Here is a 21,738-nt window from a genome sequence, read left to right as displayed (position 1 = left end):
GATGATGCAACAATGGTCTGATTACCTGGATGGCTTGAAGAATGGGGCGCAAGTGATACCGTTTAAGAAGATCGGGTAAAACATGCTGACATTGGCGCAATGCTAAAACAAACACCTGATATAATTCTAACAACCGGATAGGCTTAGCGGCTAAAAAGTGGAACTCGTCCTTTCATTTCCGGTTATCCCCTTTCAGGACTGCTTACACTTTGACGAGGTGTTATTAGTGACAATTTCTAGTTATTGGAAAAATCGAGATAAATATTCGCTGCTTGCAGTTGCCTATATCGCAATTGGAGAAGAGCCGCAACTTTCTGAAAAAGCAAGGCAAAGTGAGTCAGCAAAACTTACAAACATTTTTGAGGAATTGAACGGCCTCTATATAGATTTAGGTCATGCAAAGGAAGGCGAATTTTTCCCGGTTTCGGATTTTTACGTTGAGTGGCAGGGGGCTACTGAAATAATTGACTGGCTTAACGTGCCTGGTGTGCCTAATTTCCTCACAGAGCCTGACGAACAGCTAACCATTTTGACCAATACGCCGCCGGCATATCTTGACCCAAAGCACCCCGCGTTTAGTGATGAATTAAGCATTGCAATTCAAGCGTGGAATGCGGTTCTTGACCACAACCCCGACAGGCCAAAGCAGGGCAGCCGAAAGAAGTTGATAGAAGAATGGCTAGAAACCCATTACCAGAAGACATTAAGCAGAGAAGCGAGGATTCGTATTGCTACCTTGTTGAATCCAGATAAAAATGGTGGCGCTCCTTCTTCGGATTAAAAAACCTACCCACCCCATAAAGCTATATGACACGCGGCCTGTAGAGAACCTACCCACCCTTAAAGCTGCAATTCCCTAGAACTGTTCTACCTGCACAAGGCTGTTTTCTGTCTGTCTAATACAACCTCGCTTAATTATCAATCAACGAGGCTCTACCAATGACAACCGAAACCGCCCCGCGCAAACCGCGTAAAAAAATAACTTACATTCCTGCACCATTACCCGCTGAGGGGTATGTCCGCTTACTTTCCATTCTTGCAGTTCTGGGTATATCTAAAACCAGCTTTCTTAACGGCGTAAAAGCCGGAAAGTATCCAGCAGGAAAACTATTATCCCCACGCTGTAGAGTTTGGCCTGTTGCTGAGATTCGCGCTTTGCTGGATTCACCTGAAAAGCCTGATGAAGCCGCTGGGGGTGTTAAATGATCGATTCAACAACTAACCAGTCCATAAAAACCACAATGCGAGTCGACATAAGCGAGCCTGTGATTTCACGAGAAATGCAGCTCGACCTTTTGGGTGTTGTGAGTACTCAAATTATGGTGACTGGAAGAGCGTTGTCTCGTGCAACTGCTCTAATATCAAGTGACACACTGGCTGGTGAAGCAAACAAAAAAGCACTGGAGGTTTTATTGGCAGACACACATAAACAAATTATGGGAATTGGCGAGCTGGTCGGAGTTGTGTTGATTTGTTCAGATCAGCATATTGTTGAGAGTTTGATAGAGTCATCACGGACGCGCCTTAAAGCTATTTGCCGCCTCGCGATAGAATCCAGCAAAAAGTCAGGTGGTGAATAATGAGCGTTCAATCTATTGAAGGTGCTTGCCGTACTGCCTGCGAAGCCATTGGCGTTGATTACAAGTCCGTTCCGGCTGACGGTGCTTGGCACCGTGCCGACCTGGCCGACGACCACCGGGGCAAAAATGATGCAGTGATTAAGATTTTCACAGATCGGCAAGGCGGTCTGGTTGAAAACCACAAGAGCGGTGAAAGGCAAACCTTTTTTGTTAATGACAGTCGCGGCGGGTCGGGCGAACCTATATCACAAGCCGAGCGCGAACGTATTCAACGTGAACAGCAGCGGCGCCAAGCCGAGCAGCAGCGAAAACAAGACAAAGCAGCAGGTAAGGCGCGGACAATCTGGCAGACAGTCAAACCTGCGCCGCCGGATCATCCGTATTTAGCGCGTAAGCAGATCAAACCGCACGGCTTGAGGGAGGGGCGTTGGGAGCGAAGCATTGAGACCGGACCCGGCAAGTTTAAAAAAATCGTGGTCGAAAATTGCCTAATTCTGCCGATGTAAGTAGTAATGCGAAAGTTATTAGGAAGTAAATTTATTGTGTCAAACTGGAAACGATTGCAATAACAGACAAAAATTAGGAGTCCACCTGAAATTCATCGCCAAACTGACCCCGGAAGAGGAAGTAACGTTAACCGAAGCCTATCGTAACCACCCCTTATTCCGGGTTAGACAACGGGCACATGCTATCTTATTGAATAATAGAAGGTATGTAATTGCACGGCTGAGCGAATTGTTTGAGTCCCAGCATGAGACTGTCAGCTCATGGTTAGACAAATGGGAAACAGAGGGATTAATAGGGCTTTACGATTGTCCACGAAGCGGTAGGCCTGTGCGCTTCACGGTTGAGGAACAAGCCGTTTTTCTGGGCTATATTGACAAAAACCCACACCAGCCCAAGGCCGCCGCAGCACGATTGCTGGAGGAGACGGGCAAGGAAGCCAGCCTTGACACCTTTAAACGAATTTTAAAAAAAGTGCCTATGCCTGGAAACGTTGTCGGCAATCAGTGAAGGGAAAGCGTAATGAAGCAGATTTCCAACGTGATAAGGCATATCTGAAGGCCTTGAAACAGCAAGAGGATGATGGGGAATTGAAGCTTTACTACTTTGACGAAAACGGATTTAGCACGACACCCTGTGTACCCTATGGATGGCAACGGATTGGCGAGACCCGACAAATACCCTGCTATCGTAGCAAGCGCATGAATGTGTTAGGTTTTTTGAGTCGCAGCAATGATCTGTTTTTCCACAGCTCCGAACAATCGGTGACAACGGATACGGTTGTCAATGCCTTTGATGCGTTTGTCGAAACGTATGCCGGCAAGTACGAAGAAACTAAAGTGCCGTGCTGTGTGGTGTTGGATAATGCTTCCATTCATCGTAGCGGCGTATTCAAAGAAAAGCTGGCGGGCTGGCAACAACGTGGTGTGTGCTTACATTTTCTTCCGCCTTACAGCCCGGAGCTGAACCTGATCGAAATACTCTGGCGTAAAGTTAAGTACGAATGGTTGCCGCTCGATGCCTATCAAAGTTACGGACACTTGAAAAAGTGGGTGTTGGAAATCCTGAGTGACATCGGTAAAAAATTCCAAATAACTTTTGCGTAACTACTTATGACCAAACCGGCGTAATCAGAAGCCTTCAGGGCATACTTGCCGAGAAGCACCCGGAGCTGGAGCGGGACAAGGACTTTTTGCCGGGTGGCGGTCTGGCCGGTTTGTTTTGGTGGATCGGGGCGAAAACTGAAAAGGTACTGATTGCTGAAGGCTTCGCCACTGCCGCAACACTCCACGAAGAAAGCGGCTACCGCGTCTATGTGGCTTTCACAGCGAATAACCTAATGGCGGTCGGGCGCATCGTTCGAGAGAAACTCCCTGATGCAGAGATTGTTTTTTGTGCAGACAATGACACTCAAACGCCAGGCAATCCCGGCCTGACCAAAGCCACCGGAGCGGCGGAAGCTGTAGGCGGTAGTGTCACGGTGCCGCCGATTCATGGCGACTTTAACGACTACAGCGCTTACTTGAAGGGGTTGGATCATGACGCAGAAGAATAACCGTCACGTTTTGGAAGTGGTCAATTCAGCCCAAAAACCGACCGGCAAGAATACCGGCAACACGGGCGGCAGTGGGGGCAATGGTTCCAGTAAAACGCAGAAGTTCGGAGAATACGTCATCAAGAATGGCGCGTTTCATCGGGTCAAAACCGTTAAGGCCGGGCCGGATGGAAGTAGCGGAGTTATTGAATTTCCCTTGTGTGATTTTACTTGCCGGATTGTAGAAGAGGTTACTCAAGACGATGGTTTGGCCGATGCCACCTTTTTACGCATTGAAGGCCGCCGGGCTAGTGGGTCGCTGTTGCCGTTGGTCGATGTTCCGGCCAAAAGCTTCTATTCTTCGCAAGGCAATTGGGCAAATGAGCATTGGGGGACGTTGCCCTTTATTTACCCTGGAGCCGCCAAAAAGGATAATTTACGCGCCGCCATTCATTTATTTTCAGCACTTAGCGGGGATGTGCCGCGCCGTACCGTCTTTAAGTTTACCGGATGGAAAAAGATAGGTGATCGGTGGCATTATCTGACCGGATCGGGCGCTATTGCTGGCAGTGGTTTAGTTGATGGCGTTGAGGTTGATTTGGGCGCTGGACACATGAGCCGTTACCAATTACCCGCGCCATTGACCGGCGAACAGATGAAAATAGCTGTAACTGATACCCTGGCGTTGTTGGATGTTTGCCCGAGTAAGCCTCATATTGGCGTGGCGTTATTAGCAGCTGTCGCCCGTGCGCCGTTGGGAGAGTGCCACCCCACGGATTTTGCAATCTGGATGCACGGTTTAACCGGATCGAAAAAAAGTGCTGTCGCCGCTATTGCCTTAGCCTTTTACGGCAACTTCACCGCCCGTAGCTTTCCGGGTAACTGGTCTGATTCCGTCAACGATGCCGAAGCCAAGAGTCACCAAGCCAAGGATGCAATATTCGTGATGGATGACTTTAAGCCGAGCGTAAGCCAAACCGAGGCCGCCAAGTTACACGCAATGGCCGAACGCTTGATAAGGAACACCGGCAACCAAGCCGGACGCGGCAGGCGCGATTCCACCATGCAAGCCAAAGCCGCGCCTTATAACCGGTCGATGATGCTGGTAACAGCCGAAGACTTACCACGCGGGCAATCCCTGCTTGGCCGCCTATTGATTTTGGAATTAACCAGGACAGATGTTGATAACACTGTATTAACCCGATTACAGGAGGCGGCACAGGCTGGAAGCCTAGCCGGGTTAATGTCGGCTTACCTGCAATGGTTAGCGCCACGTCTTGATCAACTTAAAAAAGAGTTTCCCAAAAATGTAGAGGTCTTTCGCAATGCGGCCTTGCGTGACGGTCTTGCTTCCTCGCACCCCAGAGCGCCCGAGATTTACGCCAATTTGGCAGCAGGTGCGGAAACCTTTTTAGAGTTCTTGGAAGATTCCTGCATGATTACCAGCGAACAAAGCAACGTGCTGTTATCGACTGTCGAGACAGAGCTACAACAGGCATTTAGTGAACAAGGCGCTTATCAGACCGACCAAGACGAAACCGAGCGCTTCCTTCAACTGTTACGCGCGGCGTTCAGCTCAGGTACTGCCCATATAGCCTGCCGACTGAATCAAGGGCCACCGCCTTCAAGGCCGTTTTCTTGGGGTTGGCGTGATGCTGGAGCGGTTAATCTGGCAGGGAATAAAGACTACAGCCCAATGGGTGATTGCATGGGCTGGTTTTGCGATGCCAGCGGCACCACTCCCGCCGAGGTTTGGCTACAGCAGGACACCGCCTTTAAGATCGTTCAACAATTCGCCCGTAATCAGGGCGATTCATTCTTGATAAGCGCATCAAGCCTTTGGCGGCGGATGCATGAAAAGGGTTTGATAGTGAAGACCGAGCCGGATAAAGAGCGCAACAGGCCGCGCTTAGCTGTAAAAAGGATAGTGGCCGGACAAAATAAGCGCGTCATGGTCTTGTCTGCCGATTTGATCGAGTCTGGCTAAAACATTTAATGGTCGCTTATCCCCGCGCCCCAATGGACACGCCAATAAGGTAGTTATGACCGCTTATTTTCCGCCTCGTGATTTTGGCAGCCGGTCTGGTTGAAATAATATATAAGGGGTATGTATATTTTTTGTGGGGAATGAGGGGAGATATAACTGTAAGCCTTATACAGCATGGCTTTCAAGCTCCCCACAGGGATATTTTTCGTGGGGATATTCCCCGCAAATATGGGGAGCTGTAGAACACCAGACCAAGCGAAAAGCATCCGCCGATTGATCGAAAAACCCCAAAAAAGGCCATTTTGTGGGGATATTGAGAGGTGTTTGTGGGAGGAATCCCCGCTTTTTTGGAAGTCGTGGGGAGCTTGAAAGCCTCGCCCCGCATGGGCTAAAGGCCTATCTTCCCACGTTCCCCACGTTTTCCAAGCATAGGGGCGTATATGTTTTTATTTGTGGCAATAAATGAGTGATCGGCAACGACCGAAATCAAGGCAAAATTGATCGTATGCCGAGACGATGAAACCACCATCAGCACATGCAATCAAAACGACATGATGCCCGCGGTCCGGTTTTGTGGTCTTGGTCGCCTTGGCATTTGTTCAAGTCGTGGCGATAGGCTACCCGGCCATACATTGGGCAAGGTGGGTAGGGGGGGGGGTGAATTCCCTGGAGCGTCCAAGCCCTAGACCGCTTGCAGTTACTTTCTTGCAAGCGAGGGAATTTCGGAGGGGGGGTATAGCGCAGGGATAGGGGTGTGTAAATCCTCCAGCAAGCCCTTTTCGTGACCGTGTTCAGAGCTAAACTTTTAATTGATAAGTTTTTCAAATACAAAAAACCACCGGGTACATGTGGCGCAGGCGCACATGACGGATGCTTACAAGGTCAACACTTGCCCGCTACCTTATGGCGTGTTTGTCTTGGGGCAAGGGGGAGGAAGTATTATTGATGCTACAGGCTCCATCAAATTCTAATTAGCCGGCAATGAAGTGAGATTATCCCGCATCACTTCCGCCGCCTTACCCATAGCCGCTATCATTTTTGCCCCGGTTATCTTCCACCACTGGTGGCTCTCGAAGTGGAGTTTTTCCACTATGGGAATTCCCATAGCGAGATTTGCACACTTGGCTTTTAAAGATGGACCACCAAGCGCTTATCTCAGACGTACACGGCATTGCTTGAATTTCTTTATGATGCTCCATTGGAGGAAGACCTACCTTCAGACGAACACAACATAAAACATTGAAACATGCCACCACCTCATGGTGTCTCGGTTCGGGGCGCGGGGGGAGATAGTAAGTTTAGAGGTAATGGCAATCGAATACAGACAAGCAACAAGCGCAAGGCATTAAACTATTGACCTCCATTACTATCGGGCTTATGCTTTCCACGCCCTGCAACAGCAAGGCCGGGATTGGCGTTCCGAAATTTCAAGGCGCACCGCCGCTTTATGCGGTTTTTTTGTGCGCAGCATTCAGCGCTTCATTATGTCGGGCTGGGCAGGCAGTCGCAAGACTGGCCGGTTTCTTGAATCCGGTACGCCAACCTGTTCAGTCCGGCACCAGCTTAAAATCATGGTGTCGGCTTATAAATTTATAAGCGAGAGATAATATGAACGCAACTACCGAGCAAACCGACACCCAAGCCACACCCAAAATCATTAGCGCCTTTGATACGAAGTTTCCCCACCGCGTTAATGCTGGTATCGATAATACGTTTTTTAATTTGATCGACACGGTAAACCCATCACTGGCACGTGCCAGAGCATTGGCTGATTTGCTTGAAATTGCCGGTGAAGTAGCAGACAAGGACAGTTTTGAGGATGGGACAATTTGGCATGTGGCTCAAACCATCCGCTTTGAAATCTTGGATGCTCAAACCTTGCTTAAAGCCTATGTTGACGAGAAACGCGTTTAAGACATTAGATCGATATTAACTATATATGCAAGGGATCACCGCCATGAATCACAATAAACTAGGGCAGTTAAGAGAAAAACAGCAATACAAACCACCAATAGTACACATACATCGTGGGGACGTGAGCGAAGACCACGAGAGTTATGTGCTGGATATTAACGAATATTTGTTTAAGGGGAGCGTTCGACCAGGACAAAGCTTGATGATGAAAAAACGCAATCATTCAGCGACTAGGGCTGGTTGTATCGTAATGCTTGAACATGATGGGTCTGATTACGTGCGGCTTGACCTATACGAAGATGGGATGCAATACATAGCGGTTGGTACAAGCATCAGCATGCCAATCGAAACGGAAAATCGACAGCCGAGGGACTATTATCATGTCGTGTACATATTGAACGATGTTGAACACTATAGCCCTTGGTTCAGATCATTCGGCCGCGCATCTATAGCTAAGAATATCTTGGTTTCTAAATACGGTTGTAAAGCCGGTGTTTTTCACCGCAACGAGTTCAGCTCACCAGACCCTAATCAAAACCGATTTGTTTTTTCTTAACTCTCAGACAAAACGTTTGTGCCAACGTAAAATAATAAGCCTAACGAACTCGTAATAGTGAGTAAGCGGTTATTTGCTCGCCCATTTGGGCGGGCAAACCTATCGAATTTGTACGCACTAAGCAAGCCTGATTGATCGTGTTATAAGCACCGGCTAACCGTGCCGGTTTTTTGCTTCCCCAAATGGGGGAGCAAAGTTATAAGGGCACTCAAATCGGGAATTCCCGACTTAAGGCTTTAATCTTTGGCGTTAGCGGTTGTTCGGCCTAGACCACAAATAAACCGCACCCCTTGCGCTTAATAGTGTAATACATTATTTAACATAATGTCCGTTATTCGAAGTTATTAATGTATTACAATAATAACTTGACTTCTTGAATCCTACGCACAGCGCGGGCTGTAGCGTGTTTTGCCTTATTGCCCATAAAGTTGACATTATTTGTTATTTATGTATTACAATATTATTCAATACAGCCCGCAGCGCTTGCGGCGGGGTATCGATGCATTACTTTTAATGCTTTTCTGAGGGACACCGACAATGGAACAAAAGAAAACACGCGCCAAAGGGGCAGGCCGTAAACCTTTACCGCCTGAAGATCGAGCCAAGGTTATATCTTGCCGTTTAACCGAGGCTCAGCATAAAAGATTTATCGAACTGGGCGGCGTTGTTTGGCTAAGGCAGCAGATCGATAAAGCTTAGTTCGTCTACTGGGAATTTATGAGGGCTATTTGATGTGGGTTTTTGCGGCAAAAACAGGGGCAGCATTGGCCGCGTGGCGGTATATTTGGCGGTATATTTAAAAAACAACAATCTTAATGTCTTTAAAATAGTGGCCTGTAGAGAATCGTTCTATTGCCTCTCTCAAAAATAAAATTTGGTGATAATTGGCGGTTGATAGGCGGTATAAGTCGCCGGATCAATTCAATGCTCGCCATTTCTAATCTCAGGTTCTACGAGTTCGACGCTTAGCAATTTTGCTACTTCAGCACAAATCCTTGTTTCAATATTTATTTCACTGCAAATTTTTTCGCAAAAGCCGGGCGGGTGAAGATGAAGGGTTTTGGGTGGGGACTTGGCTATAGGTCTGAAATAGTCGACATTGAATAGCGGGATGATTTCTGCGGCAGTTACCGTGGAAAACAAACTATTTACTGGTAACGGTCAAGCTGATTATGTGGCTTTTCAGGTCTATAAAGGTATTCCAGTCGGCGATTATCATCCTGGCTATGGACGACGAATGATCAAGACTGATTTTAGTTTTGGTTGAAGCTGATGGTGATGTAACGGAGTAAATTCTAACTGTAGTGGCAATAATTCGGTGCCAGCGTCTTTAATCGAGACATCCAAAAAAAGAAGCATAAAAAACTTCCAAGGCCGTTAAGCCTTGAAAGTCTTCAAATTGCGTGGTTAAAGTCATTCGCATGATAATTGTCCAGCTTTACCTCTTTTACGGTTCAGGTTAACGTTACTGGCAATAGCGGCAGCGGCGAATAGGGCGGATGAGATGATGAATTCACCGGAAATAAAGCCCAGCAGGCCGATTATAAATACCGTTCCGGTTAAAATGTCTTTGTAAAAGTCGTTCATGAGTAAATCCTCTTATAACGTTGAAAGGTTTTTTAGACTACGGCTCAACTATAGTAAAGGCCTCTATTGTTGACAATAATACTAGGAGTAGATGGATTGTTTCCTTATTTGATGCATTAAATTCATAAAGTATTCATATAAGTAATGTAAAAGGTTAGAAATTTAGAGTTGAGCCGTCATTAGGTGTCCAGAGAACAGCGTTAATTCTGAATAGGACGTGTTGCTCATAAACTTGGGTTCTTAAAATCATATGGCATTCATGCCAAGACATCGGGAAACTGAAAGAGCAGGCTTGACATTGTCGGGGGGCGACTATAGAATGCGCTCAGCTTGAAATAGTTTTACCGTTATGCTTATCTCTACGAAGTTCTTCATGTAATTGTTCGTCCTGTTATCATTAAGTAATTCTCTAATTTCCCAGCTCCATTAGTCTTTATAAGGCTTCAATTACTACAAATAGGATTACACTAAATGACTACAGGTACAGTTAAATGGTTTAACGCTGAAAAAGGCTTCGGTTTCATTCAGCAAGAAAACGGCCCAGATGTTTTTGTTCACTTTCGTAACATTAACAGCTCAGGCTTTAAATCTCTTGATGAAGGGCAGAAAGTACAGTTTACTGTCACTCAAGGACAAAAAGGCCCGCAAGCAGAAGAAGTAACAATCATCTAATTGCGGACAAAGAAACCGTAGCTCTTTCGGGAGCTACGGTTTTTTTATGCCTGTCAATAAGTAAAGCCGCTAACTTTTTCCGTTATATTTCAAGAGGAGTTATTGATGATGCCATCGCTAAAACATGTTACCCCGTCACCAAACAATCAGGATATAGAAAACCTCAACAGGATTGCGCAAGATATTCTCGATCCTGAGAAAACGATAGTGGACTTAATTCCGCATATTGGCGACTTAAGAGCTTTGCTTGAGCGGCATACTCTTTTAAAGTTGACGACGGAGGTAAATTTGGCCGAGGACAGGACCATGCTCGATAGCGGCATGGCGGTTTCGCCTCTGATGGCAGCTTTCTGCGCGCGCGAAGTATTACGCAGCGCTGCTTTTATTAAAGGTGCTGGAGCAGCAGTGCAGGATGCGGCGCGCGAAGATCGTCCGGTACAAGTCCTGTATGCCGGTTGCGGTCCTTTTGCATTGTTGGCTTTACCGTTGATGGCGGTATTTTCAGCGCAACAGGTGGTATTCACACTGATTGATATTCACCCGGAATCTTTGCGTTGTGCGCAACATTTGATTGATGCTTTTGGCTTTTCCAGTCATGTGCTTGAGCATGTGTGCGCAGACGCAACCCGCTACCAAATCCCTCTTGATTCGATACCCGATGTGATCGTCAGTGAAACGATGAATGTCTGTTTGGGCAAAGAACCGCAAGTATCTATTGCCCGCCATTTGCTGGCGCAGGCGCCGGATGCGCTGATGGTGCCGCAAGCCGTCAGCGTTGAGGCCTGTCTGCTGGACCGGTCGAAAGAGTATGTGCCGGTCGCGGAGCAGCAAGACAAGCTTGTTGAGCCGGTGCGCGACAGGATTTATCTGGGTAAAATTTTTGAACTGAATGCAGAAAATATCAGGCAGTGGGCTGATATAACCGAGGAGCGGCTGCCTGCCGGAAGCATCACAATTCCAACGCCTCTGCTGCAACGTTATCAGCTGCGCCTTCTGACCCGGATCACGGTCTATGGCCAAACCTGTTTGCAAGATTACGACAGTAGCCTGAACTTACCGCAAGCCTTGCCTGGAAAACCGACGTTTGCGGGCGGCGAAACTTTGCAATTCCATTATCAGTTGGGAGTGCGTCCGGGTTTGTGTTATGAAACAATAGGCTAAGGGTTGGCTGGCTACATTCGGCGGCGCTCGCTACGCGCTCCTACGGAGTGTCCAATGGAAATAACGGTTTGCTTGACAGGTTTATCGCGTCGTCTAAGCGCAACTGTTCAAGCAGTCGGTACGGTTTATCCAGCCAACGGTCAGTCAGCTCCAAAATATGCGTATCGGCGACGGCGCGTTTTTCGGCGGCATCGGGTTTAAACTCGGCATGGCGATGTTTTGAGTGCCGCCCGGCTACCGCGCGGAGAGTTTCGGCGTCCTGAGTGCTTAAATCCAGGCCGAAATGAATGGCCAGCTTATTTTCCAGCGCTTCCGGCAGTTCCGAATAGTTTAACAACAGGCCGTTGCTGTGGCGCTTCGTGGCTTGTCCGGCTTGGTCCAGAATAGCAGATAAAATCCATGCGCCGTTGCCTAGAGGATTATTCCATAGTTCATCGGGTGGATGCAGGCCGTGGCCGGTCATGGTGCCGGGCACCATGTGCCAGCCGGGCATTCGCTGTTGTGACACCAGTACTTCCACCGGATTGCGGTACAGGAATACCCACGGCGTATCGGGGAAGGCTGTCAGCAAGCGGTCGATGTGGGCCGTATGCCAGCAGTCGGTTTTCAGGAAAAGACGGCGGTCGCTTTCCCGGCGCGGCTGGCCCAAGGCGGCGAGCAATGTTTGTATCGTTTCTGTATTGCTATAGGGGCCGGGCCACTGCAATAAAGTGTCTAACGGTTCCGGCTCCGACAGCACCACGCTGTCCGGCAAGGCTGCCAGCCACTGAGCGGCCAACGTGGAGCCGCAACGGCTCATGTGGAATACGATGCCTTTCAGCGGTAAGCCGGGGTGGGATTGCGCCCGTTCCAGCAGTAAATCCAGTCCGCTTTGTTGGCGGAATAAATGATTGAATTGCCGGTATAGCAGGCGTTGCAAGGTATCCAGAAAGAACGGCTCGGTAAACCGTTCCCGGCCCATGTAGCCCCATTCCACTTGCCTTTGGCCGTTATGGGCTGTGAGAAAAAAGGGCAGCCAACCGGCCATGGCATCCGTATTGTTCATTACCGGTTCCTGTTATGCCAAGCGCGGCGTCCGGCCAATGTGGCTTCAAACAGGTCGGCTTTTTCCAACGTATATCCTAACTCTTCGGCCAATGCCTGGACAGCGGCAAGAAAATCCTTGGGATCGGTTAATTCAAACAAACGCGCTTGCAAAGCGTGGTCTCCATGCATTCGCTGCCGTAGCAAGTGAAATAAATGCGTATCCATAATAAAAGACTTTCGGTAAATATTTTATTTAGACGGCCGATTCACGGGCGATACCCGCTTCCAAATAAGCCAGAACCCGGTCGCGTATCGAACCGATTTGTTTCACATAGGCGCCGTGCTGTATGTCTATGGCTGCGATTTGTTCGGACGCGGCCAAAAGCGCAGCTTCGGAGGGTTGCATGGCAGGGTTGTTCAGCTGTTCGTGCAAGATTGCATAATGTTTTTCCGCGGTGCCTTTGCGATGATCCATGAATTGGATTTCATTGCCCGCCGAATCCAATAACTGCTCCAATGACGTAGAATCTTCTGCTGTCATTATGTCGCTGTTGCCCAATGCCCGGATAATATCCTGTAACTGGTAGCGCACCATCGTATGCGCACATCCAAGTTGATGATCGCGGATTTCCCGGCTGCAGAACCCGATGCGGCAGAAACCGTCTTCCGCGCTGGTGTTGCGAGCGGGTACGCCGTTTTCCGATTTAATGCGTTCGTGAGCAAGACAGCATTTTTCCGCCCGCATCAGCGCAACACGCTCTTTCAACATAATCCAATCGTCTAACGTTTCGATTTGCTTGGGTATGGTTAAAGGGGCGGGCTTGATCAGCGGCATCCTGGGTAGCGACGCTTCCCCTAGTTGTGTCAGCAGCCCCCGTAACCAATCGTTCACCTTGCAATCCAATACCATATGGACACGTTCGGTATCGCCCCGATTGACGAAACTGTGCGTACAACTGAAATCGGCATACCAGCATTCCCCGGCCGCCCAATGATAGGGCCGTCCTTGAAGGCGGCATTCGACATTCGGGTTGGTGGCGATAACCACATGAATGCGTACCTCGCCGTAATCCACCCCCAGCATGGGATCGCGGTGCTCCTCGATAATAGCGCCCGGCCCCAGCCGCAATAGTCGAACGGACGTCAGTGGACAAGCGAAACTTTCCAGAACCTCCTTGAAAGCGGGGCATTGCTCCAGCAAAGCCGTATCCGCCCAAGTATCCGCGGCGGGGTCCGAATAAAGAGCCATATGGCCGCCAGGTGCGGCGCGCAAGGCTACTCCGCTCCAATCCCCCCGGTAAATGCTGTTGTTGAAATGGGCTTGCCAATCTGCGCTATTGATGCGGGCAAGATCTTCCTCAAGCCGGGCCGGATCGAATTGAAAAGGCAGGCGAAGGGCGGTTTCGATGATAGCATCGGGATGAGATGCGGTTGACGGCATGAGAGCGGCTCCTTGCTTGGTGAAAAGACTGGATTTGTAGGTTTATCGGGAAAACAGTTTTAAAATGGCGATATTTTTACCAAAGCGCTTTTTGATTGTAATCGGTAACGCCCCTGCAACTCAATACTGCGATTAAGTTAGGAGTATGCATGAAATAACTTGAACAACTCGCGCCGATAAACTTTCAGCGGGAGTGCAGGCTTCGCTTGCGCTTGCAGGCGAAGCCTACACTCCGGCTATTAGCAACTTGCCCAAGTTATTTCGTATACATTCCCTAATGGCAGTGCAGCAACTCAAGGAAACATCATGCCGCCAAATACTATACCCGTTCCCGACGGCTTGAACCTGCGTCCGGCTCAGCCGGAGGACCGCGATTTTTTGGAAGCGCTGTACAGCTCGACCCGGGATGACCTTAGGCAGATCGATGCCGAAAACGACTTTATCGAAGAGCTGATCAGAATGCAGCACGCTTTGCAAATGCAAGGGAACGCGGCTCATTATCCCAACGCCCTCCAACTGGTGGTGGAGAAACTTGGCGAGCGTATCGGCCGGATCATAGTGGATTTTGGCTGCAACGAAGTTAAAATATTGAGCATTGCCTTTATGGGCGCGGCGCGCGGCAACGGTTACGGCAGCGGCATCCTGCGTGGGTTGCAGCAGGCGGCAGCCGGCATGCAAACTCCGTTGGTATTGGACGTGATGCGCAGCAATTTAAAGGCGAAGCAACTTTACCAGCGGCTGGGGTTCAGCGTAGAGCAAACCGGCCCGATAGAGGATCGTATGGTTTGGCGTCCCGGCACAGATTTTTTACGTTAACGTTTAGGTTTAAGAGGAAATAGTATGGAAATGATGGCAATAGACGATTTCGCCCCGAATAAGGACAAAGTTTACACGGCTCCTTTGATCGACGGTTCCGCACTGGAGTTGCGTTTGACTGCCGTGGAAGCGTTACCCGCTGTGGAAAAACCGGGCAATTGGCCGCAATCGCTGCCGTTCCGCGATGCACCGTTTCGCCTTACTTTTGTAGGGCCTGCGGAGATCCGCTTAGCCGATGGCATGGTGTCGATGTTGGACGGCAATGGCGGAGTATTGCAAATCGGCTTGGCGGCGTTCGCCCAAGACGAAAACGGTATTTATTACCGCGCTACCTTCAATTGACGGGGCGATTTTACTTACCGTTTGCCATAAAAAAAGCCCCGTCCCGGACAGCGGGGCAGGGCTTTAGTCTCAGCAGTCTATGGACGGCCTAGTTGCGCGGCGGAAACAGCCCCTCGATGGCGATGATAAAATTTAATGCTTGATACGGAGGGTGCATATCGAAAGCTAGGCCCGAGCCGGTGTTGCCGATGGCGACAGAGCCGCCGGTGATGCCGCCAGTGCCGCCGGTGACCGTGGTATTGGCGGGGATTTTGGCAATGCTGCCGGTCGCTGGAGCGGTCGTTGTGTAAAGGCCTTTAAGACTAGCTGCGGCTGTTCCTGCCGCAGCATTGGCAAGATAAGCCGTATTGCCGTTAGCAAGTGTCGGCGTGGCGGTTGAGGCTGTCGCAGTACTCACCGATAGGTCTGTGGTTACGCTAAGCGGTGTCACTGTCCCGCCGCCCGTTGGGGTAAAAACTGCCGTATGGCTATGCGCCGGTAGGTTGTTTGCTGATAATGCGGTTGCTGCATTTCCGCCAACTTGGCCAGGTTGGGCAATAGGATATGTGGCGTTAGTTGTATTTACACCGAGCGGAAACCGCCCGCGCAAATCCGGCAGATTGAAAGTGGTCGAGCCATTGCCTCCGTAGTATGTTCCCAGTATGGCAAAGAGCGCTGCGTTCTGTTGAACCTGCATGACTGACCCATCGCAGAAACGGTAGCCCTGTGGTGCAAAGCTTCCTGCCCAGATAAAAATAGCTCCAATAAATGGTGCATCCATAAATCGTTACTCCTAAGTTTTATTATTAATGATGTGAATGTGGATCGCGATAGTGTGAAAAGAATGTGGCTTCATTCCCTGGTCGCAAGCCCCGCTTGCCCGTATAGCCGAGTTCATGGATATGTACTTTGATCATTCGGTAAACATCCACGACATCAGGTCGTGATTAAACCTCTTGATGGCTCGTCTAACGGCAAGACAGTGTATAACGAAATAACCGGTAGCGACAACCCAAGGTCGACGCTTGGTTGAAAAACGATTATTGCGGTTCTATCCGACCGGCGTCTATTTGGGGTTATTGGTCTATTGTTTAGGAAAGCCGTTGTGGGCTAAGTAATATGTAGAGCGATAGATCTTAAAATGCCCGTTTGCGGTATTCATCCATATGTTTTTTACGAGTATGCCGGAATAATGCAGTTTTTTAATTGGGTGGTAATGAGCATGTAGAGCGGGATAAGCATGCCTCATCCATCCGGGTTGCATCAGGTTTAAGCGGGGTATATCCAATAGCAACAACGTTAAAATCCAAAATCTATGGTGTAGATTGCAAGTGTTAGACTAATAAATTGCGTTGATATATTGAACTAGGTATTATTACTTATCTTAGGATGGGTATTCATAATTCAATTATGCGTTTTTAAGGTCTTACCATGCATAGGAGGACGTTAAATTGCAGGTTTTTTCTTGGATTGATTGTTTTCCCAAAAAGTAATACCATTAAAGTATTACCAATAAATCCGAGGGCAACCATGCGTGTAACCAGCAAAGGTCAAGTGACCATTCCACAAAATGTACGGGAGAATATGGGCATTCTACCCTCTGAAACCGAGATCGAGTTTATGCAGGACGAAAGCGGTCGTTGGTACATCGTCAAGGCCAAAACAGCTAAAAAGCGGGACAGCCGTTTTCGCACTGCCCATCAGACGGGCAAATTAACCATGAGCACCGATGACATCATGGCATTGACACGGGGCGAATCGTGGCGGTCATCCTAGTCGACAGTTGCATTATCACTGATCTGGCCTCTCCTGAAAGTGATTGGTTCGAATGGAGCGCTGGAACCTTGGAGAGACTGGACCCAATCCACACCCTGGTTATTAACCCGATCATTTACACAGAGTGCTCGGTCGGCTATGAGCGCATAGAAGAGGTGGAGGCATTATTCGAACATCTGGGCTTTACAATGAAGCTCATCCCTAAAGAAGCGTTATTCTTGGCGGGAAAAGCGTTTTTGCAGTACAGGAAGAATCAAGGACAAAAAGGCAATGTGTTGCCGGATTTTTTTATCGGCGCTCATGCGGCAGTGTCCGGGTATCAACTCATCACCCGAGACCGGGGCCGGTTCAGTAGCTATTTTCCGAGCGTTGAGTTGATTATGCCTAACTCAACCAGTGGATTAAATTGAAGGTTATTCACAGCTGATTTGTTTGCTACTCCTAAAATACGTAATTATACTTAGCTAATAGCCCCTTATCATTAATGCAGAGAGTACCCATGAACTTTATCAAATCACTGTTCAAAGAAAAATCAGGCCAAACAAACCTGTCCGCCTCCTTTGGTTCCCAAGCTGGAGCTTGGGAACCAGCAAGCTGTCTTCCATAATTGAATCACGCCCATTACCCGTAAAATTTCAAGCTAGACCTACGCGCTAGCTCATTACCATCAATGCAGGGAGTATCGACATGCAATTTATCAAAACCATGCTTAAAGAAAAAACCGGCAAAGTAAATTCAAGCTTGTCGGCTCCCGCATTATCTAAACATCGCCGGACCATGATAGCGCTGGAGCCGCGCATCATGTTCGACGGCGCGGCGGTGGAAACAGCCGTAGATGCCACGGCAGATTCCAGCCCTGTTGCACAGGATACTGCTGCTATTGATGCCGACAAACTTGTCCAAGCAGCAGCCGATGTGGCGCCGCCTGCGGTTCAAGTTGATCCGACGTCGCAACTGCAACGCATAGAGGTCGTCTTTATCGAAAGCAACGTGAGCGATTATCAGACCCTGATCAACGGCGTCAGTCCTAATGCGGAAGTACACGTGCTGGATGCCTCACAGGACGGCTTGACGCAGATGGCGGAAATCCTCAATGGGCGTAGCGGTATCGACGCTATCCATATCGTTTCCCACGGCTATGATGCGTCGGTGGGTTTGGGGTCGCTACAATTGACCGCGCAAAACCTGCAAGACCATACTGCCGATTTGGCAACCATTGGCAATGCGTTAACCCAGAATGGCGATATTTTACTGTACGGCTGCGATGTGGCGGCGGGCTCGAGTGGTGCGGCGTTGGTAGCTGCATTGTCGAAATCGACCGGCGCAGACGTGGCGGCGTCTACCGATGCTACAGGTTCCGCGGCATTGGGGGGCGACTGGACGTTTGAGTCGGTTACCGGTTCGGTGGAAACCTCGCTTGCGTTCCGTGACGGATCTCTGGCTTCCTACGATCATTTACTCGCGGCACTGGGATCTACGGTTACGTCAAACTTCAATGCACAGGCTGCTAATAGTGATCTTGGCTCCACATCAATCACTGACAATGGCTTTACCTTTACCTATGGGGGGGCTGGGGCAGTAAATATTTGGACGCAGGCCAGCGGACCTACGGGAAGTCAGAGTATCGACTTGGGCGGTGCGAATGGTGCAAATGTCGACACTCTTACGATAGTTAGTTCAACCGCAGGTACTACATTCAAGTTTTCCAGTGTTTATGTAAATGGTGATGGCTGGGGACATGGTACGTTGACGGTCGAAGGATTTTTAAACAGTGTTTCAACAGGTACCCAGACTATCAATACAGGAGCCAACGGCGTTGCTGGTGGAATAAATGCCAACCAAGTTCTAAGTGCCAGCACCAACTTGCAAAATGTTGACACCATTGTTATTTCGTCTGTTGCGGGTGGCTTCAATACTATCGATTTCGACAATTTTGTTTTCGATCCGCCGGTTCTTCCCGGCCCTACCGTCACCTCCGCCACTTACGACGCCAGTAGCAACTCTCTCGTAGTAACCGGCACGCTCATGACCGTTACAGGTGGTGTTACCAACGATATCAACGTCAGCAAACTGACCCTGACCGGCCAGGGGGGCGCAACCTACACTCTGACCTCGTCGAACGTTGAAATCGATTCGGCAACCCAGTTTACCGTTGCGCTGAACGCCGCCGACCAGATTAACGTGGAAGGCTTGCTGAACAAGAACGGCACCTCTTCCGTTGGCGGAACGACTTTTAATATCGCCGCCGCTGCCGATTGGAATGTTGCCAATACCGGTAACGCCGACCTGACCGGTAACGCAATCACTGTTAGCAACGTACAGACGCCGACCATCACTTCGTCCACTTACGATGCCAACACCGGCAGTCTGGTGGTGACCGGTACCCATCTGGTGAAAGCCGACGGCGCGACCAACGATATTACTGCCAATAAACTCACGTTTACCGGTGAAGGCGGTGCGACCTATACACTGACCGATACCTCGAACGTCGAAATTACCTCCGGCACTGAGTTTACGATCACCTTGAGTGCGACCGACAAAGCGGCGATCAACCAGATGCTCAACAAGGACGGCACCAGTTCCACCGGCGCCACCACTTACAATCTCGCCGCAGCCGATGACTGGAATACCGTCATTACCAATGGCGACATTTCCGATGCCACCGGCAACGGCATCACCGCCAGCAATGTCGCGGTGCCGGCCATTACCTCGTCCACCTACGATGCCAACACCGGCGCATTGGTGGTGACCGGCACCGGCTTCCTGAAATTGAATGGCGCGACCAACGACATCGTCGCGAACAAATTCACCTTCACCGGCGAAGGCGGCGCGACCTATACCCTGACCGATACCTCGAACGTCGAAATCACTTCCGGCACCGCGTTCACGATCACCTTGAGCGCGACCGACAAAGCCGCGATCAACCAGATGATCAACAAAAACGGCACGGCCTCAACCAGCGGCACCACCTATAACCTCGCCGCGGCCGAAGACTGGACCGCCGGGGCGGCGGCCGGGGTTACCGATGCCGACCTGACCGGCAACGGCATTACCGTCAGTAACGTCGCGGTACCGGCCATTACCTCGTCCACCTACGATGCCAACACCGGCGCATTGGTGGTGACCGGCACCGGCTTCCTGAAATTGAACGGCGCGACCAACGACATCGTCGCGAACAAATTCACTTTTACCGGCGAAGGCGGCGCGACCTATACCCTGACCGATACCTCGAACGTTGAGATTACCTCCGGCACCGCGTTCACTATTACCTTGAGCGCGACCGACAAGGCCGCGATCAACCAGATGATCAACAAAAACGGCACGGCCTCAACCAGCGGCACCACTTACAACCTGGCTGCGGCAGAAGACTGGACCGCCGGAGCGGCGGCCGGGGTTACCGATGCCGACCTGACCGGCAACGGCATCACCGTCAGCAATGTCGCGGTACCGGCCATTACCTCGTCCACCTACGATGCGACCACCGGCGCATTGGTGGTGACCGGCACCGGCTTCCTGTCGAAGTCCGGCGCAACCAATGACATCGTCGCGAACAAATTCACTTTTACCGGCGAAGGCGGCGCGACCTATACCCTGACCGATACCTCGAACATCGAAATTACCTCCGGCACCGCGTTCACGATCACCTTGAGCGCGACCGACAAGGCCGCGATCAACCAGATCGTTAACAAAAACGGCACGTCGTCGACCGGCGCCACCACCTATAACCTCGCCGCGGCCGAGGACTGGACCGCCGGGGCGGCGGCCGGGGTCACCGATGCCGACCTGACCGGCAACGGCATCACCGTCAGCAACGTGGCGGTGCCGGCCATTACCTCGTCCACCTACGATGCCACCACCGGCGCGTTGGTCGTGACCGGCACCGGCTTCCTGAAATTGAACGGCGCGAGCAACGACATCGTCGCCAATAAATTCACCTTTAAGGGGGAGGGCAACGCAACTTACACCTTGACCGATACCGCCAACGTCGAGATCACCTCGGGCACCTCGTTCACCATCACCCTGAGCGCCACCGACAAGGCGGCAGTCAACCAGTTCATTAACAAAAACGGCACGTCGTCGACCAGCGGCACCACGTATAACCTGGCCGCGGCCGAAGACTGGACCGCCGGAGCAGCGGCCGGGGTCACCGATGCCGACCTGACCGGCAACGGCATCACCGCCAGCAACGTGGCGGTGCCGGCGATTACCTCGTCCACCTACGATGCCACCACCGGCGCGTTAGTGGTGACCGGTACCGGCTTCCTGTCGAAGTCCGGCGCGACCAACGACATCGTCGCGAACAAATTTACCTTCACCGGCGAAGGTGGCGCGACCTATACCCTGACCGATACCTCGAACGTCGAAATTACCTCCGGCACCGCGTTCACGATCACCTTGAGCGCGACCGACAAAGCGGCAATCAACCAGATCATTAACAAAAACGGCACCTCGTCAACCGGCGCTACGACCTATAACTTGGCCGCGGCTGAAGACTGGACCGCCGGAGCGGCGGCCGGGGTCACCGATGCCGACCTGACCGGCAACGGCATCACCGTGAGTAACGTGGCGGTGCCGGCCATCACCAGCGCCACCTACGATTACAATACCAACATCCTGGTGGTCACCGGTACGGACTTCCTGTCAAGGTCCGGTGCGACCAACGATATTGATCTCACTAAACTGACGTTTACCGGCGAAGGCGGAGCGACTTATACGCTCACCAATGCCACCGGCGTGGAGATTACTTCGGCAACCTCGTTCTCGGTGACGCTCAGCGGAGCCGACCTGACTAATGTGGAAGCCCTGCTGAACAAGGACGGAACCTCAGCGGTGAGTACCGCGACGTATAACCTGTCGGCGGCG

25 protein-coding genes are annotated in these 21,738 nt (G+C 50.4%); 19 read left to right on the top strand and 6 right to left on the bottom strand.

The genetic code is table 11. The annotated features are described in order from the left end of the window. The first annotated feature begins 226 nt into the window (after positions 1-226). The 8 genes from METTU_RS05325 (at position 227) to METTU_RS05290 (ending at position 5,605) form a co-directional block, all read left to right on the top strand. Entirely contained in the window at positions 227-781 is a 555-nt protein-coding gene (locus tag METTU_RS05325; RefSeq protein WP_006890284.1) for a hypothetical protein, read from the top strand. Between the two features lie 158 nt (positions 782-939). Further along, positions 940-1,206 (top strand): helix-turn-helix transcriptional regulator, encoded by a 267-nt coding sequence (locus METTU_RS05320; protein ID WP_006890283.1) that lies wholly within the window; start codon positions 940-942, stop codon positions 1,204-1,206. After that, positions 1,203-1,580, top strand: a complete 378-nt coding sequence (locus METTU_RS05315) for a hypothetical protein (RefSeq protein ID WP_006890282.1) — start codon at positions 1,203-1,205, stop codon at positions 1,578-1,580. The genes METTU_RS05320 and METTU_RS05315 overlap by 4 nt, the downstream gene beginning before the upstream one ends. After that, positions 1,580-2,086: a hypothetical protein gene (locus METTU_RS05310; RefSeq protein ID WP_040580082.1), complete on the top strand. Its 507-nt coding sequence runs from the start codon at positions 1,580-1,582 to the stop codon at positions 2,084-2,086. Before METTU_RS05315 ends, METTU_RS05310 begins: the two co-directional genes overlap by 1 nt. A 34-nt stretch (positions 2,087-2,120) precedes the next feature. Further along, complete coding sequence (locus METTU_RS24330) at positions 2,121-2,594, top strand: helix-turn-helix domain-containing protein (RefSeq protein ID WP_006893918.1); 474 nt, start codon at positions 2,121-2,123, stop codon at positions 2,592-2,594. Then, positions 2,591-3,190, top strand: coding sequence for an IS630 family transposase (locus METTU_RS24325; RefSeq protein WP_050897721.1), 600 nt, complete (start codon positions 2,591-2,593; stop codon positions 3,188-3,190). Before METTU_RS24330 ends, METTU_RS24325 begins: the two co-directional genes overlap by 4 nt. Before the next feature lie 86 nt (positions 3,191-3,276). Beyond that, positions 3,277-3,639, top strand: a complete 363-nt coding sequence (locus METTU_RS05295; protein ID WP_254257826.1) for a toprim domain-containing protein — start codon at positions 3,277-3,279, stop codon at positions 3,637-3,639. Then, entirely contained in the window at positions 3,623-5,605 is a 1,983-nt protein-coding gene (locus METTU_RS05290) for a hypothetical protein (protein WP_006890280.1), read from the top strand. Before METTU_RS05295 ends, METTU_RS05290 begins: the two co-directional genes overlap by 17 nt. Positions 5,606-6,572: 967 nt before the next feature. Here METTU_RS05290 and METTU_RS23970 read toward each other — a convergent pair. Then, the gene (locus METTU_RS23970) at positions 6,573-6,710 is read right to left on the bottom strand and encodes a hypothetical protein (RefSeq protein WP_217182794.1); all 138 of its coding nucleotides are present in this window, start codon (positions 6,708-6,710) and stop codon (positions 6,573-6,575) included. A 503-nt stretch (positions 6,711-7,213) separates the two neighbouring features. Here METTU_RS23970 and METTU_RS05275 point away from each other — a divergent pair. From METTU_RS05275 to METTU_RS23595, 4 genes are all read left to right on the top strand, one after another. Next, positions 7,214-7,519: a hypothetical protein gene (locus tag METTU_RS05275; RefSeq protein WP_006890279.1), complete on the top strand. Its 306-nt coding sequence runs from the start codon at positions 7,214-7,216 to the stop codon at positions 7,517-7,519. 43 nt (positions 7,520-7,562) lie between these two features. Continuing rightward, a complete protein-coding gene (locus METTU_RS05270) occupies positions 7,563-8,075 on the top strand; it encodes a hypothetical protein (RefSeq protein ID WP_006890278.1) in 513 nt (170 codons plus the stop codon). 537 nt (positions 8,076-8,612) lie between these two features. Further along, the gene (locus METTU_RS23600) at positions 8,613-8,774 is read left to right on the top strand and encodes a hypothetical protein (RefSeq protein WP_006890277.1); all 162 of its coding nucleotides are present in this window, start codon (positions 8,613-8,615) and stop codon (positions 8,772-8,774) included. A gap of 412 nt (positions 8,775-9,186) precedes the next feature. Next, the gene (locus tag METTU_RS23595; protein ID WP_169624855.1) at positions 9,187-9,342 is read left to right on the top strand and encodes a hypothetical protein; all 156 of its coding nucleotides are present in this window, start codon (positions 9,187-9,189) and stop codon (positions 9,340-9,342) included. Positions 9,343-9,488: 146 nt separating this feature from the next. Here the strand turns inward: METTU_RS23595 and METTU_RS23590 are convergent, their stop codons facing one another. After that, entirely contained in the window at positions 9,489-9,662 is a 174-nt protein-coding gene (locus tag METTU_RS23590) for a hypothetical protein (RefSeq protein ID WP_006890276.1), read from the bottom strand. A 471-nt stretch (positions 9,663-10,133) separates the two neighbouring features. On the opposite strand from METTU_RS23590, the gene METTU_RS05265 reads away from it, so the two are divergent. Next, a complete protein-coding gene (locus METTU_RS05265) occupies positions 10,134-10,334 on the top strand; it encodes a cold-shock protein (protein WP_006890275.1) in 201 nt (66 codons plus the stop codon). Positions 10,335-10,439: 105 nt separating this feature from the next. Continuing rightward, entirely contained in the window at positions 10,440-11,495 is a 1,056-nt protein-coding gene (locus tag METTU_RS05260) for an SAM-dependent methyltransferase (protein WP_050897720.1), read from the top strand. Positions 11,496-11,535: 40 nt separating this feature from the next. On the opposite strand, the gene METTU_RS05255 is transcribed toward METTU_RS05260, so the two are convergent. The 3 genes from METTU_RS05255 to METTU_RS21620 are packed head-to-tail and all read right to left on the bottom strand — an operon-like array spanning position 11,536 to position 13,962. After that, positions 11,536-12,540 carry a sulfotransferase family protein gene (locus METTU_RS05255; RefSeq protein ID WP_006890273.1) on the bottom strand — a complete coding sequence of 335 codons (1,005 nt, stop codon included), beginning with the start codon at positions 12,538-12,540 and terminating at the stop codon, positions 11,536-11,538. Beyond that, complete coding sequence (locus tag METTU_RS05250) at positions 12,540-12,746, bottom strand: hypothetical protein (protein WP_006890272.1); 207 nt, start codon at positions 12,744-12,746, stop codon at positions 12,540-12,542. The genes METTU_RS05255 and METTU_RS05250 overlap by 1 nt, the downstream gene beginning before the upstream one ends. Positions 12,747-12,774: 28 nt before the next feature. Continuing rightward, entirely contained in the window at positions 12,775-13,962 is a 1,188-nt protein-coding gene (locus METTU_RS21620) for an aspartyl/asparaginyl beta-hydroxylase domain-containing protein (protein WP_006890271.1), read from the bottom strand. 306 nt (positions 13,963-14,268) lie between these two features. On the opposite strand from METTU_RS21620, the gene METTU_RS05240 reads away from it, so the two are divergent. Further along, complete coding sequence (locus METTU_RS05240; protein WP_006890270.1) at positions 14,269-14,778, top strand: GNAT family N-acetyltransferase; 510 nt, start codon at positions 14,269-14,271, stop codon at positions 14,776-14,778. Positions 14,779-14,808: 30 nt separating this feature from the next. Then, positions 14,809-15,120, top strand: coding sequence for a DUF6916 family protein (locus METTU_RS05235; protein WP_254257825.1), 312 nt, complete (start codon positions 14,809-14,811; stop codon positions 15,118-15,120). Between the two features lie 88 nt (positions 15,121-15,208). On the opposite strand, the gene METTU_RS05230 is transcribed toward METTU_RS05235, so the two are convergent. Continuing rightward, the gene (locus METTU_RS05230) at positions 15,209-15,880 is read right to left on the bottom strand and encodes a phage tail protein (RefSeq protein WP_006890268.1); all 672 of its coding nucleotides are present in this window, start codon (positions 15,878-15,880) and stop codon (positions 15,209-15,211) included. A gap of 773 nt (positions 15,881-16,653) precedes the next feature. On the opposite strand from METTU_RS05230, the gene METTU_RS05225 reads away from it, so the two are divergent. From METTU_RS05225 to METTU_RS05215, 3 genes are all read left to right on the top strand, one after another. Next, on the top strand, positions 16,654-16,875 hold the full coding sequence (locus METTU_RS05225) for an AbrB/MazE/SpoVT family DNA-binding domain-containing protein (RefSeq protein ID WP_254257824.1): 222 nt from the start codon (positions 16,654-16,656) through the stop codon (positions 16,873-16,875). Further along, a complete protein-coding gene (locus tag METTU_RS05220) occupies positions 16,860-17,285 on the top strand; it encodes a type II toxin-antitoxin system VapC family toxin (protein ID WP_006890266.1) in 426 nt (141 codons plus the stop codon). The genes METTU_RS05225 and METTU_RS05220 overlap by 16 nt, the downstream gene beginning before the upstream one ends. A 277-nt stretch (positions 17,286-17,562) precedes the next feature. Then, a partial coding sequence (locus METTU_RS05215) for a DUF4347 domain-containing protein (protein WP_006890265.1) occupies positions 17,563-21,738 on the top strand: 4,176 nt, incomplete at its 3' end.

The sequence above is a fragment of the Methylobacter tundripaludum SV96 genome (assembly GCF_000190755.2).
Classification (GTDB): Bacteria; Pseudomonadota; Gammaproteobacteria; order Methylococcales; family Methylomonadaceae; genus Methylobacter_A; species Methylobacter_A tundripaludum.
The sequence above is the reverse complement of the archived record's forward strand: the minus strand, read 5'-3'. Positions and strand labels throughout refer to the sequence as shown.

What these genes read in the sequence shown, in the direction of transcription:
- METTU_RS05310 (WP_040580082.1), top strand. Translation starts at nt 1,580, where the DNA reads ATGAGCGTTCAATCTATTGAAGGTGCTTGCCGTACTGCCTGCGAAGCC.
- METTU_RS05250 (WP_006890272.1), bottom strand. Translation starts at nt 12,746, where the DNA reads ATGGATACGCATTTATTTCACTTGCTACGGCAGCGAATGCATGGAGAC.
- METTU_RS05260 (WP_050897720.1), top strand. Translation starts at nt 10,440, where the DNA reads ATGATGCCATCGCTAAAACATGTTACCCCGTCACCAAACAATCAGGAT.
- METTU_RS23970 (WP_217182794.1), bottom strand. Translation starts at nt 6,710, where the DNA reads ATGGGAATTCCCATAGTGGAAAAACTCCACTTCGAGAGCCACCAGTGG.
- METTU_RS05235 (WP_254257825.1), top strand. Translation starts at nt 14,809, where the DNA reads ATGATGGCAATAGACGATTTCGCCCCGAATAAGGACAAAGTTTACACG.
- METTU_RS05270 (WP_006890278.1), top strand. Translation starts at nt 7,563, where the DNA reads ATGAATCACAATAAACTAGGGCAGTTAAGAGAAAAACAGCAATACAAA.
- METTU_RS05275 (WP_006890279.1), top strand. Translation starts at nt 7,214, where the DNA reads ATGAACGCAACTACCGAGCAAACCGACACCCAAGCCACACCCAAAATC.
- METTU_RS21620 (WP_006890271.1), bottom strand. Translation starts at nt 13,962, where the DNA reads ATGCCGTCAACCGCATCTCATCCCGATGCTATCATCGAAACCGCCCTT.
- METTU_RS23600 (WP_006890277.1), top strand. Translation starts at nt 8,613, where the DNA reads ATGGAACAAAAGAAAACACGCGCCAAAGGGGCAGGCCGTAAACCTTTA.
- METTU_RS23595 (WP_169624855.1), top strand. Translation starts at nt 9,187, where the DNA reads ATGATTTCTGCGGCAGTTACCGTGGAAAACAAACTATTTACTGGTAAC.
- METTU_RS05315 (WP_006890282.1), top strand. Translation starts at nt 1,203, where the DNA reads ATGATCGATTCAACAACTAACCAGTCCATAAAAACCACAATGCGAGTC.
- METTU_RS05255 (WP_006890273.1), bottom strand. Translation starts at nt 12,540, where the DNA reads ATGAACAATACGGATGCCATGGCCGGTTGGCTGCCCTTTTTTCTCACA.
- METTU_RS05240 (WP_006890270.1), top strand. Translation starts at nt 14,269, where the DNA reads ATGCCGCCAAATACTATACCCGTTCCCGACGGCTTGAACCTGCGTCCG.
- METTU_RS05290 (WP_006890280.1), top strand. Translation starts at nt 3,623, where the DNA reads ATGACGCAGAAGAATAACCGTCACGTTTTGGAAGTGGTCAATTCAGCC.
- METTU_RS05320 (WP_006890283.1), top strand. Translation starts at nt 940, where the DNA reads ATGACAACCGAAACCGCCCCGCGCAAACCGCGTAAAAAAATAACTTAC.
- METTU_RS23590 (WP_006890276.1), bottom strand. Translation starts at nt 9,662, where the DNA reads ATGAACGACTTTTACAAAGACATTTTAACCGGAACGGTATTTATAATC.
- METTU_RS05265 (WP_006890275.1), top strand. Translation starts at nt 10,134, where the DNA reads ATGACTACAGGTACAGTTAAATGGTTTAACGCTGAAAAAGGCTTCGGT.
- METTU_RS05230 (WP_006890268.1), bottom strand. Translation starts at nt 15,880, where the DNA reads ATGGATGCACCATTTATTGGAGCTATTTTTATCTGGGCAGGAAGCTTT.